11 protein-coding genes and 1 tRNA gene are annotated in these 11,203 nt (G+C 31.9%); 5 read left to right on the top strand and 7 right to left on the bottom strand.

Annotated elements, in window-relative coordinates:
- Positions 1 to 611 precede the first annotated feature (611 nt).
- Positions 612 to 863 carry a hypothetical protein gene (locus ACKI32_RS06935; RefSeq protein ID WP_407414849.1) on the top strand — a complete coding sequence of 84 codons (252 nt, stop codon included), beginning with the start codon at positions 612 to 614 and terminating at the stop codon, positions 861 to 863.
- Here the strand turns inward: ACKI32_RS06935 and prf1 are convergent.
- Together prf1 and ACKI32_RS06925 are read right to left on the bottom strand one after the other, a co-directional pair.
- A complete protein-coding gene (gene prf1 / locus ACKI32_RS06930; RefSeq protein ID WP_407414847.1) occupies positions 860 to 2,104 on the bottom strand; it encodes a peptide chain release factor aRF-1 in 1,245 nt (414 codons plus the stop codon). The genes ACKI32_RS06935 and prf1 overlap by 4 nt on opposite strands.
- Positions 2,105 to 2,179: 75 nt before the next feature.
- Entirely contained in the window at positions 2,180 to 3,154 is a 975-nt protein-coding gene (locus ACKI32_RS06925; RefSeq protein WP_407414845.1) for a hypothetical protein, read from the bottom strand.
- Positions 3,155 to 3,327: 173 nt separating this feature from the next.
- On the opposite strand from ACKI32_RS06925, the gene ACKI32_RS06920 reads away from it, so the two are divergent.
- Positions 3,328 to 3,846, top strand: a complete 519-nt coding sequence (locus tag ACKI32_RS06920) for a double zinc ribbon domain-containing protein (RefSeq protein WP_407414843.1) — start codon at positions 3,328 to 3,330, stop codon at positions 3,844 to 3,846.
- Here the strand turns inward: ACKI32_RS06920 and rimI are convergent.
- A complete protein-coding gene (rimI, locus tag ACKI32_RS06915) occupies positions 3,817 to 4,272 on the bottom strand; it encodes a ribosomal protein S18-alanine N-acetyltransferase (protein ID WP_407414841.1) in 456 nt (151 codons plus the stop codon). The two genes, ACKI32_RS06920 and rimI, sit on opposite strands and share 30 nt — an antisense overlap.
- 61 nt (positions 4,273 to 4,333) lie before the next feature.
- Here rimI and ACKI32_RS06910 point away from each other — a divergent pair, with 61 nt between their 5' ends.
- Genes ACKI32_RS06910 through cobK form a run of 3 tightly spaced genes read left to right on the top strand, consistent with a single transcriptional unit; the run spans position 4,334 to position 7,982 of the window.
- On the top strand, positions 4,334 to 4,732 hold the full coding sequence (locus ACKI32_RS06910; protein WP_407414839.1) for a UPF0146 family protein: 399 nt from the start codon (positions 4,334 to 4,336) through the stop codon (positions 4,730 to 4,732).
- Positions 4,733 to 4,737: 5 nt separating this feature from the next.
- Positions 4,738 to 7,167, top strand: coding sequence for a calcium-translocating P-type ATPase, PMCA-type (locus tag ACKI32_RS06905; RefSeq protein WP_407414836.1), 2,430 nt, complete (start codon positions 4,738 to 4,740; stop codon positions 7,165 to 7,167).
- Positions 7,164 to 7,982, top strand: coding sequence for a precorrin-6A reductase (cobK, locus tag ACKI32_RS06900; RefSeq protein WP_407414834.1), 819 nt, complete (start codon positions 7,164 to 7,166; stop codon positions 7,980 to 7,982). The genes ACKI32_RS06905 and cobK overlap by 4 nt, the downstream gene beginning before the upstream one ends.
- On the opposite strand, the gene ACKI32_RS06895 is transcribed toward cobK, so the two are convergent.
- The 4 genes from ACKI32_RS06895 to ACKI32_RS06880 all read right to left on the bottom strand — a co-directional run.
- Positions 7,964 to 8,047, bottom strand: a tRNA-Ser gene (locus tag ACKI32_RS06895). The two genes, cobK and ACKI32_RS06895, sit on opposite strands and share 19 nt — an antisense overlap.
- A 35-nt stretch (positions 8,048 to 8,082) precedes the next feature.
- Positions 8,083 to 8,391, bottom strand: coding sequence for a 30S ribosomal protein S10 (gene rpsJ / locus ACKI32_RS06890; RefSeq protein WP_042691424.1), 309 nt, complete (start codon positions 8,389 to 8,391; stop codon positions 8,083 to 8,085).
- A 67-nt stretch (positions 8,392 to 8,458) separates the two neighbouring features.
- Complete coding sequence (gene tuf, locus ACKI32_RS06885; RefSeq protein ID WP_407414832.1) at positions 8,459 to 9,700, bottom strand: translation elongation factor EF-1 subunit alpha; 1,242 nt, start codon at positions 9,698 to 9,700, stop codon at positions 8,459 to 8,461.
- 145 nt (positions 9,701 to 9,845) lie between these two features.
- The coding region (locus ACKI32_RS06880) for an elongation factor EF-2 (protein ID WP_407414830.1) at positions 9,846 to 11,203 on the bottom strand (1,358 nt) is incomplete at its 5' end.

Here is an 11,203-nt window from a genome sequence, read left to right as displayed (position 1 = left end):
ACAACCCTTAAAGATTCCAATACTTCGCGTACAGCTTGGTGGAATTCAGGTTCTGAAGGGTTTTGTTCTATAATAGTTTCAATTACATCATCTACGTATGACAAAAATATTCCTCCAAATAAAATTTAGATTTATATCATTAAATTTTCAAAATTTTTTTACTGGCAAGCAGCAATGATTTAACAATATAATATATTATTTGAAACTTCTTATATTTAAATATTTTTCAATATTTAATAAAATATTAGAATAATATTCAAGTAAATTAAGATTTATCTTAAACAAATTATAAAATATTCAATAAATAATAACAAATTAAATATTTCTTTTTAGATATTAAACTAAAATGTCTAATGAAAATAATTAATTGATGTACAAAGTCGGAAAATGATTGCCACCCATAAATTCCAGAATGAAAAATTGCAAATGTATAAAAATTTTGTCATTTTAAAGGCAATTTTAGAACAAAAACAATCATACAAAGACTATAATTAAACAAAATATACTAAAATAAAAAAAACAATACCTTTTTATATATCATAATTAACATACTAACTTATAATGTCTAGTAAAAATTTGGATTTATAGACAAAAATACAAATGGTGAATTGATGGCTCGAGATAAGATAACCCGATCTCAATATGAATACTTAAAAAATATTTATTTGAACAAAAATAGAAGTATGCACACATTATATATAGAGATTAATCAAAAAACAAAAGTGGACAGGCATTTATTTTTCAATTTAATAAATAAAATCCGCTTAGAAGAAGGATTAAGAGCGTATTACACTCAAAAAAAAGTCAAAAATAAAAAGAAAATTATAAAGCATTCGGATAAATCTCCGAAACATTATAATTAATATTCCACATAATATCTCAATATTGCAGCGATTCCACCAAAAGCTCTGAAAAGTTGCATTCCCTCTTCAGTTTCAGTAGAAATAAACTCAACATCAGTATTCATTTCTTCAGCCAACTCAACAAACTCGTCTGCTAAATCCATTGATGATTCTTCTTTTAAAATTTCATTACAATTAGGACAGCGTTCCTGAAGTTTATCCGCTTCAGCCTGTGTTTTAACTGTCAACTGCTTTTGAGTTCCGCAACTTGGACAAGTAAAAGTTTTGCGCAAACTTGTTAAATCTTCAGATAAAAGTAAAGTATCTACAGCCCCCATAATCAAGTTATTCCTAACTTCATTTTCCCCATATGAAGACAAACCTTTTTCCTTGATTAATTCCTTGATAAATCTTTGAACAAGTTTCTTTTCATGCATGATGTCAAGGTTTTCCAAATCATCAGCAGATTTGGCAATGACTTCACGAATACCTTCTTCACCAGTGTAAGAAGTATCAACAATGACTAAAACCTTATCCTTAAGTTCATATTGTAGATAATCACCATCATAGAAATCTTTTTTGGTAAAACCCGGTCCACCAATAATAATTCCTTTCAAATCATCTTTTAATGGTAAGAAAGCTTCATTCATATGATCCCCAATACGTTTTAAGAATTGATGAGCCAAATCTTCAATTACACGGTCAAACCTTCTTTGTGATTGTCCCCCTGCCTTGTGTTTACCTGGAACACCACTTGTTAAATGACCAAGAATTGTTTCTCTTTTACCTTTTAAGGTAGCATATGTAGCTTCATTTCTGTCAATTACAGCAACACCATACACATCACGTTCTTCAATCATGTGTTCCAAAGGTTCAACGAAAAATTCATTGTTACATTTATACCAATAAGTCACAACAGGTTCTGGTGGTTCTAAAACGTATTTTTCCATTTTTTCAGTACCTGGACCTCCTTTAGGAATCATACCTACAAACAAAACCAATCCATTTTCAGGAGGTTGCTTATATAACTTAATACTTTCCAATATTACCGCAATAGCAGATTGTACATTTTTCCTTGTTTGTTTACTCTTAATGTTAGCACTCTGCCCCATTTCATCACGCATGTGCTTACCAACATCACTTAATTGTTTAGTTGGTGGAATATAAACGGAAACAAGCTCGGTACCTCTACCTCTTTTCTGTGATAATTCTTTTAATGTTTTTTTAAATTCATATAATTCTTTTGATGATACGTCAGCCATGTTATCCCTATAAAAATTAAATTAATATAATATATTAAATTATATACTTACAAATATAAATAATTAATGAAAAAACTAGCTTTTTGACAAAATTTCATCACCAAATTTTTCAAATAAACTTATATCTTCATCGGAAATAGTGTTGATTTCAAGCAAATCCATGCCTGTAATGTCAATTATTTCACGAGCCAGATGAACATAAGTATCAGGATAGTCATTATATCCGAATATATGCCAGACAACATTGCCCACAAATACTATTTCAAAATACCAATCATATCCTTCCAGGTCATCAGGATCCCTTGTATTTGATTTATTGTGATAGCTATCAAAAACCCATTTATAGACATGGTACTTTTCTAGGAGATTTAAAATTAATTTTGCATCCCCAGCAGCCAATTCTTTATCTATATAACCATCAATAGTCCCTTTGTCAAAATTAATAATTAAACGAGGATTTGGAAGCTCATAAGGAGCACATCGATAATGACCAAATTCAATAGCTTTTATATTTAACTTTTTAGACCCCCTATAAACACCATCTTTTCTAATGTCATGAAATAGAGGAGTTACAAGTTGTTTTTGATAGTTTAAATGCAAAACATCAAAATTAAAAACCTCTTTTAAAAGTTCTCCAAAGCAAATCCAATCTTTTGGAAAGTTATTTTTAAAACTGTATGATTCATAACCCTCATTTGAGTATACTGCAACATTACAGGAATAAATTAGCTCAATTTTTTCAAAATATGAAAAATCTTCAGATTCAAAGCCTTTAAAAAGATTTAATTTATCAAATTCGAACAAAAACTTATCAACATCATCATCTGTTAATGTGCGGATTTCACTGGTCATTTTAGTCCTCAAATCAACCAGAATATCAATCCATGAATCATCACAAAGAATACTTTCTTTTAAAAACTTATCTCCACTACCTCTCTCGGAGATTTGATAATAAGCATTTTTATTTATAAAATCAATAGTAAAGCACTCATAATGCCTATTTAATCGTTTAAAATTAAATCTTTGTGTGATTTCAATTTTTTCAATCATAATATCCTTAATTTATAGCAATTATTTAATTATATCTTATCCAAGTTTAATATAATTATCATTTCAATTTATAATTTAAAGATTTCAAGTTAAATGTCAAATATCAACACCCTTCAAAAATTAATATAAAAGTTTATAAGCAATTAGCATTAATTAATAAAATAAGTGATAATATGGTTTTAAGAAGATGCCCCCAATGTGGGTCAACAAGTGATAATCAATATGGGTTTTGTATAAAATGTGGATATGAATTTCCCGAAATGACTTTAGCGGAAAATGCATGCCCACTATGCGGACATTCCAATCCCGATGAAGCTGATTACTGTGTCAAATGTGGAACCCCCTTACTTTTCAAAAGCCAATTTGAACAAAACCAACATTCCCCTAATCCAATTATTATTAAAAAAGAAGTGATTAATGATGCCCCACAATTTAGAGCCCAAAGAACCAGCAGATTACTTATTGTATTAGGTTATATATTCTCTATTCTAGGAGGCATTTTGGGTTTAATTATTGCAATTTACCTTTCAACAAGGAAAGACCCAGTGGCTAAAAAACATGGGCATATTCAACTTGCTATTTTTGTATTTTACATTGTTTTAATTGCCATATTATATGCAACCGGGAATATTCCTGCAGATATCCTAACTGAATATCAACAATTACTTGCAGGTAATTTTACCATGATTTAAAGGCAGATACATCACAATAGCCCCTGCACCATTTTCATAATATTTTGGGACAACCCGATCAATTTTAAAATTGAATGTTTTATAGAACTCGACTGCATCCTTATTATTTTCATTTACTTCCAAATATATGGTATCCAAATTTAAAAGAGACAAAATAGAAATAGCTTTAACCAAAAGATGAGTTCCGGCACCCAAACGCCTGTAATTTTTATCAACAGCAATGGAAATAATATGACCCTGATTTTCATATTTAATCCAAAAGATTACATAACCAATAACATAACTATCTTTTTCGGCTACTAAAAAACCAACACCCATATCATAAAGCTGTTTAAACATGTTTATTCCATAAGACTGTTCAAATGACATATTTTCTATTTCAAAAACCCTTTTTAAATCTTGTGGAATAAATTTTCTTATAATCATGCAAAATTAATATATTAAAAACAATGTATTTAATAGTTTTGTAAGTATAATAATAACATAGATGATAACAATGTGGCAAGATTTCACAGAATATATTTTAAATGAAGCGGGAAGTCGAAAAATAACAATAGCCGAAATTGCCGTTGGAAAATTTGACAGAATAGCTGAAACATTATCAAAAAAAGACAACATCACAATTATAAAGACAGATATCTTGCCAAAAGACGATACGATAATAAAAGATGATGTTACAAATCCCAATTTGGAATTATATAAAGATGTTAAACTTATATATTCAATTAGACCACCTAGCGAACTTCAACCATATTTAGTAAAGCTTGCCGAAAAAATCGATTCACAACTGATTATTAAACCACTTGCCAACGAAGATTTAAATACTGGTAAAGTCAAAATGAAATTAAAAAATTTTAAAAGAGCAAGTTTTTATATTTTAAGGTGATATTGATGCATGACATATTATCCACATACAAAACACCACTAGATGGCCTTACAACCGAAGAAGTTCAAAAAAGACAAGATATTTATGGTTTAAACGAAATTGAAGAAATTAAACCTACACCCCCAATAATATTATTTTTATCACAATTTATAGATATTTTAATAATTCTTCTTTTAATTGCAGCTGTTGCTTCATTTGCAATTGGAGATATCATTGATGCGGGAGTAATTATCCTTGCAGTATTATTAAATACAATTATCGGATTTATCCAGGAATATCGTTCACAAAAGGCTGTTGAAAGTCTTAAAGATTTAATAGTTAAAAAAGCAATCACTAAAAGAGACAATCATGTTCAAGAAATTGATGCCAATCAGTTAACAATTGGAGATATTGTGCTTCTTGAAGAAGGTATTAAAGTTCCTGCAGATTTAATTTTGGTTGAAACCAACAAATTAAGCTGTGATGAATCTTCCCTTACCGGCGAATCCGAAGCTGTTAAAAAAGCAGATGGTGATGAAGTTTATATGGATACTCATATCCTTTCAGGTAACGGAATGGGAATTGTAAAAAATATTGGTATGAAAACCCAAATTGGAGAAATTGCTCAAATCGTGCAGGAAAAAGATGAAGAAACTCCTTTGGCAAAACGTGTTGGAAAACTTGGAAAAATATTGTCCGCAATTGCAATTGTCGTTTGTATAGTAATTTTTATTTTGGAATTAGTTAAAGGAATTCCTATTGTGGAAACATTCATGACTGCTGTTTCACTTGCAGTTGCTGCAATTCCAGAAGGTCTTCCTGCTGTTTTAACATTGACATTAGCTTTAGGAATGTCTGAAATGGCAAAATCCCAAGCAATAGTGAGAAAACTTTTATCTGTTGAAACATTAGGTTCATGTACTGTGGTATGTAGTGATAAAACTGGTACATTAACTGAAAATAAAATGACTGTCGTTAAGAGTTTTTACACAAATAAAGAAAAAACACATTTAATTGGAAAATTGTGTAATAATGCTGTCCTAAATGATGGTAAAATCATAGGAGATCAAACTGATGGTGCTATTCTTAAATACTGTCATGATTTAAAAACAGATTATGAAAGACTTGATGAAATCCCACTTGACAGTAATCGTAAAATGATGACTACGATACATAGATTAGACGATGAAAATCATATAATTTTATCAAAAGGTGCTCCAGAAATAATTCTAGATAAGTGTAAATACATAGATAATGGTGGAAGTATTGAAATTATTAATCATGAAACCAAGAAAACAATACTTAAAAAAATTGGTAAAATGAGTGGGGATGCACTTAGAGTAATTGGATTTGCATACAAGATAAATTATGAAAATAATCCTGAAGAAAATTTAACATTTACAGGATTACTGGGTCTGATGGATCCCCCTAAAAAAGATGCAAAAAAAGCTGTGAAAGATTGCATTAAAGCCGGAATTGAAGTCAAAATGATTACAGGAGACCATGAAAAAACAGCTTGTGCTATTGCAAAGGAACTTGGAATCTTAACTGATGGAAAAATAATAACTGGAGACGAATTAGACAAACTCAGTGACGAGGAATACTTAAATATTGCAAATGACATTCAAGTTTATGCAAGAGTAAAACCGACCCAAAAAATGAGAATAGTGGAAGCTCTAAAAAGACTAGGCAACATAGTTGCAATGACTGGTGATGGTGTAAACGATGCTCCTGCACTTAAAAAAGCATCCATAGGTGTTGCAATGGGTGATGGTACTGATGTTGCAAAAGAATCCTCAGACATGATTTTACAAAACAATGACTTTGCAACAATCATCAAAGCAATAAAAGAAGGAAGAAAAATCTATGACAACATTAAAAGATTCGTTAAATTCCAAGTTTCAACAAACGTTGGGGCAATTTTAACAATTGTTGGAACATCAATTCTTAATTTACCACTTCCATTTAATCCTGCGCAATTATTATGGCTCAATATTGTAATGGACGGCCCTCCTGCACAAACATTAGGTATGGAAGGTGCTGAAAAAGACATAATGCAAAGACCTCCTGAAACGGGAGACATATTAACCAAAAATACATTACTTCAAATATTCATTTCAGGATTTGTTATGGCTATTGGAACAATAGCTGTTTTCACATACGAAATATATAGTGGAACTACCACTAAAAAGGCAATGACAATTGCATTTACATTATTTGTAGTATACCAGTTATTTAATGCATTTAATGGAAAAGCAAACTCGCATAAAACAAGTAAATATCTATATGCTGCAATTGTCTTATCATTCATACTCCAATTACTAATATTATATGTTCCTCAATTGCAAATTTTATTTAGAACAACATCTATTGGAATTATCGATTGGATAATCATCATAATTGTGGCTTCAACAATATTATTAACTCAAAAAATAATGGACAAAGTGATACAATGAAAGTTTTCCTTTTAGGTGGGACAAAAGATTCAATAAATATAATCGAATTTATTAAAAATAAGTATGATTCCTATATCTTGACAACAACTACCACCGAATACGGTGCAAAGTTAGCAAAAGAAGGTGGAAGTGATGATACAATTGCAAGACCACTTCCTAAAGATGAAATCATCAAATTAATAAAAGAAGGTGAATTTGATGTTTTAATTGATGCAACACATCCTTTTGCAGAACATATCACACAAACTAGTGCAGATATAGCAAATGAGTTAAAAATACCATATATTCGCTTTGAAAGACCTACCACCAACCTTGAAAATATTGATACAAGCAACATCCATTATGTAAAATCATTTGATGAAGCGGGAAAATTAATAGAATGCAAATTCAATCAAGGAAATGTATTGCATTTTGCAGGAGCAAACACCATGGAAGAAGTTCTAAAATATGTTCCCTGTGAAAAATTTTATCCAAGAATTTTAGAAGTTCCCAGCTCACTTGAAAAATGTGAAAAATTAGGAGTTAGTAAAGATCATATCATTCCAATGACCGGGGCTGCAAGCCTTGAAGAAAACATAGAATTGATTGAGAAATATGATGCTTGCGTGATGATTACCAAAGAAAGTGGTGAAATTGGTGGTGTAATTGAAAAAATAGAAGCTGCCAATCAAAAAGATATCGCAATAATAATGATACAAAGACCACAAATAAAAGGATTAAATAAAAATAGTATAGTGTCTAATCTAAATGAATTAGATATTAAATTAAATAGTTTTTTTAAAAATAGATTAAATAGCGCCGAGACTGGGATTTGAACCCAGGCGAGGATGACCTCACAGGATTTCAAGTCCTGCGCCTTACCAGACTAGACTATCTCGGCATATAGAAAGGAATATTTAGAAGGATTCTAAATATTTATCCTTTAAGTTCGATTTCAATACTTACATTATCAGGAACGTTAACTTTCATAACTTGTCTCATAGCACGTTCATCAGCTCCAATACCGATTAAACGTTTATGAATTCTGAGTTCCCATTTTTCCCAAGAAGCTTTACCTTCTCCATCTGGAGATTTTCTTGTAGGTACAACTAATTTTTTAGTAGGTAATGGAATAGGACCAGATAAGTCTACACCAGTTCTTTCAGCAATTTTTTTAAGTTGATCACATACATATGCTAATTTTTCTGGGTCTGTTCCTGTAAGCTTAATTCTTGCTTGATTCATTTATTTTCCTCCAAAAAACAAAAAAGAAAGAAAGTAAAAAATTACTTTCTAATTATTGTTTACAAACTTATTTTGCTGGGGTAACGTTAAGACATAAACCAGCTGCAACAGTTTGACCCATATCTCTGATAGCAAATCTACCCATTTGTGGGATTTCTTTTGCGTTTTCGAGACACATTGGTTTGGTAGGTTTAATTTTAACAATTGCTGCATTACCAGTTTTTAAGAAGTCTGGGTTTTCTTCGTCAACAGCACCAGTAGCAGGGTTTAATTTTTTAGATAATTCTAAGAAAGTACATGCTACTTGAGAAGTGTGACAGTGGAATACAGGAGTGTATCCAACGGTAATTACACCAGGGTGTTGTAAAACAACAACTTGTGCGTCGAATTCTTTAGCTACGGTAGGAGCATTGTCAGTGTGTCCTGCTACGTCTCCTCTTCTGATATCGTTTTTACCTACACCTCTTACGTTGAATCCGATGTTGTCACCAGGTTCAGCTACGTCAAATACTTCGTGGTGCATTTCGATAGATTTTACCTCACCGGAAGCTCCAGCAGGTTCGAAGATAACGTTTTCACCTTTTTTCATAATACCAGTTTCAACTCTTCCTACAGGTACAGTTCCTACACCAGTAATGGAGTAGACGTCTTGAATAGGAATTCTTAATGGTAAGTCAGTAGGTTTTTCAGGTGGGGTTAATTTGTCTAAAGCGTCAATTAAAGCGTCACCTTTGTACCATGGGGTGTTTTCGGATTTTTCTTTAATGTTGTCCCCTTCGAATGCAGATAATGGGATGAAAGGTACATCTGCAGGGTTGAAACCTACGGTTTTAATTAAGTTAGTAACTTCTTCTTTTAATTCATTGTATTTGTCTTCAGAGTAGTCAACTAAATCGATTTTGTTAATAGCAACGATTAATTGACCAATACCTAAAGTTCTGGATAAGAACACGTGTTCTTTAGTTTGAGGCATTACACCGTCATCTGCTGCAACAACTAAAACACCAGCGTCTGCTTGGGAAGCACCAGTGATCATGTTTTTAACGAAGTCTCTGTGTCCAGGACAGTCTACAACAGTGTAGTCGTATTTTTTGGTGGAGAATTTTTGGTGAGCTAAGTCGATAGTTACTCCTCTTTCTCTTTCTTCTCCTAATTTGTCCATAACAAATCTGAATTTGTTTTCTCCGTCATCTAATTGTTGTTCAGCGATTGCACCAGCTTTTAATAATAAGTGTCCAACTAAAGTGGATTTTCCGTGGTCAACGTGTCCAATAAATGCTAAGTTAAGATGTTCTTTTTCTTTTGCCATTATATAACCTCTTTAATAATTATTAACAACATATATCTATAAGCTTAAATGATAGCTTAACTTAATATTTAAACTTTAACATATAAATAGATAATGTTTTTTATATAAATTTAAATAAAAAATAAAAAAATTAAAAAATTTAATTTTATAAATCACCTAAGTAGTGGCTTGCTGGGAACGGTTCTTCAGATAAACCTTTCCTTTGTCTGATTTCTCTTACGATTTGATGTTGCATCTCACGTGGGAGTGGTTCGAATCCAGCAATTTCAGTAGACCATAAACATCTACCTTCAGCAGCGGATCTGATATCTCCAGCGAAACCGAACATTTCAGCTACAGGTACTTTAGATTCAATTCTAGCCATGTCTCCTTCTTGACCCATATTTACAATTTGACCTCTTCTGTTTTGGATTTCACGAGTACATGCACCCATGTAATCATTAGGAGTGTCAATAACTACTTTTTGCATTGGTTCAAGTAATGAAGGTTCAGCAAGCATCATAGAACCTAAGATAGCGTTCCTGATAGCAGGCAATACTTGTGCAGGCCCTCTGTGAACTGCGTCTTCGTGAAGTTTTGCATCATGGAGTTTGAATTTTAATCCCATGGAAATTTCATTTCCTAAAGGACCATTTTCTAAAGCAGATTCAAATCCTTCAAGTAAGAGTTCTTTTACTTCATCCAAGTATTGAATACCACGAGTCATGTTAAGGAAGATACTTCTGTTGTGAACAGCCCATACTCTTCTAGCTTCTTCTTTATCTAAACCGTATTCCATGAAATCGTTAGCAGATTCTTTACCTTTTACTCTACCTTCTTTGATATCTCCATCTTGGATAGCTGCGAAGAGTTCTGGTTCAATAGGTTCTACAGTAATGTAGAATCTGTTATGTTTGTTAGGGGATTTACCTTCAACTTGTGGAGATAATTGTCTTACAGTTTCTCTGTATACAACAATAGGCTCAGAAGTTGTAATATCTACACCTTTTTCGTTGATTCTGTAACCGATAACTTCTAAGTGAAGTTCTCCCATACCAGATACTAAGTGTTCACCAGTTTCTTCGTTAATATCGATTTTTACAGTAGGATCTTCTTTACCAGTTTGTCTTAATACTTCAATTAATTTTGGTAAATCTTTAGTATTTTTAGCTTCTACAGCTACAGTAACTACAGGTTCAGAGATGTGTTCTAATCCTTCGAATTCTTTAATTTTATCTTCAGGAGAACAGAGTGTTTCACCAGCAATAGCACCTTTTGCACCAGCAACATATACGATGTTACCAGCAGGAACTTTATCTGTGTTAACTCTTTCAGGACCGAAGTATACACCTACTTGTTGTACTCTGGATTTACCATGAGAACCAACGAGGTAAACTTCAGTACCTTTTTCAATAGCTCCACCGTAAACCCTACCAGTTGCAATTTCACCAGCGTGTTTATCTACAGACACGTTAGTAACCATTACAGCTAAAGGTCCATCAGGAGCTGTATTAACCATACATT

Origin of the sequence: Methanobrevibacter sp., from assembly GCF_045611865.1 — an archaeon.
Classification (GTDB): Archaea; Methanobacteriota; Methanobacteria; order Methanobacteriales; family Methanobacteriaceae; genus Methanocatella.
The sequence above is the reverse complement of the archived record's forward strand: the minus strand, read 5'-3'. Positions and strand labels throughout refer to the sequence as shown.

Coding starts and splice junctions, on each gene's coding strand:
- ACKI32_RS06935 (WP_407414849.1), top strand. CDS start 612: ATGGCTCGAGATAAGATAACCCGATCTCAATATGAATACTTAAAAAAT.
- prf1 (WP_407414847.1), bottom strand. CDS start 2,104: ATGGCTGACGTATCATCAAAAGAATTATATGAATTTAAAAAAACATTA.
- ACKI32_RS06925 (WP_407414845.1), bottom strand. CDS start 3,154: ATGATTGAAAAAATTGAAATCACACAAAGATTTAATTTTAAACGATTA.
- ACKI32_RS06920 (WP_407414843.1), top strand. CDS start 3,328: ATGGTTTTAAGAAGATGCCCCCAATGTGGGTCAACAAGTGATAATCAA.
- rimI (WP_407414841.1), bottom strand. CDS start 4,272: ATGATTATAAGAAAATTTATTCCACAAGATTTAAAAAGGGTTTTTGAA.
- ACKI32_RS06910 (WP_407414839.1), top strand. CDS start 4,334: ATGATAACAATGTGGCAAGATTTCACAGAATATATTTTAAATGAAGCG.
- ACKI32_RS06905 (WP_407414836.1), top strand. CDS start 4,738: ATGCATGACATATTATCCACATACAAAACACCACTAGATGGCCTTACA.
- cobK (WP_407414834.1), top strand. CDS start 7,164: ATGAAAGTTTTCCTTTTAGGTGGGACAAAAGATTCAATAAATATAATC.
- rpsJ (WP_042691424.1), bottom strand. CDS start 8,391: ATGAATCAAGCAAGAATTAAGCTTACAGGAACAGACCCAGAAAAATTA.
- tuf (WP_407414832.1), bottom strand. CDS start 9,700: ATGGCAAAAGAAAAAGAACATCTTAACTTAGCATTTATTGGACACGTT.